Origin of the sequence: Pseudomonas sp. 43(2021) (genome assembly GCF_017490805.1) — a bacterium.
In the GTDB taxonomy this organism is placed as follows: Bacteria; Pseudomonadota; Gammaproteobacteria; order Pseudomonadales; family Pseudomonadaceae; genus Aquipseudomonas.
The window spans coordinates 1-518 of the sequence record NZ_JAFGYJ010000270.1 but is presented as its reverse complement, the minus strand read 5'-3'; the positions used below and the strand labels follow the sequence as shown (position 1 = coordinate 518).

The 518-nt window shown below is 63.5% G+C and carries 1 protein-coding gene; it reads right to left on the bottom strand.

The genetic code is table 11. From position 1 onward, the window contains the following. A partial coding sequence (locus tag J5M71_RS27150; protein ID WP_207838612.1) for a tryptophan 7-halogenase occupies positions 1-518 on the bottom strand: 518 nt, incomplete at both ends.

Sequence of the window (518 nt, the reverse complement as noted above, 5' to 3'; positions counted from 1 at the left end):
CTTCGAGGTCAAGCAAGCGCGACAGCACGCGGCCGTAGCCGCTGGCGTCCAGGACGAAATCGGCTTCGACGCGGTACTCGCTGCCATCTTCGCGGCGCACGTCAAGGAGTGGTTTCGTCTGATCGAAATCGACGCTGACGATTGCATCGCCATAACGGATTTCCGCACCTTGCAATGCTGCTTGATCGGCCAGCAACTTGTCGAAATCGGCGCGCTGCACCTGGAACGTGGTCGGCTTGCCGGCGGTGAAGGTGTCGCCAAAATCGAAAGCGCTGTAGCGCTCGCCCCAGGCAAACGCCGCGCCGGTCTTGCGCTGGAAACCGGCGGCGTTGACGGCGTCGAGCATGCCGGCTTCTTCGACGAAATCCAGGCAGTGGCTGAGCAGGCTTTCGCCAATGGAGAAGCGCGGGAAGTGCTGGCGCTCGAGCACCAGCACATCGTGGCCCTTGCGCTTGAGCAGGGCAGCGGCGATAGCGCCGGACGGGCCGGCACCGATGATCACGACCTGACGGGATTCC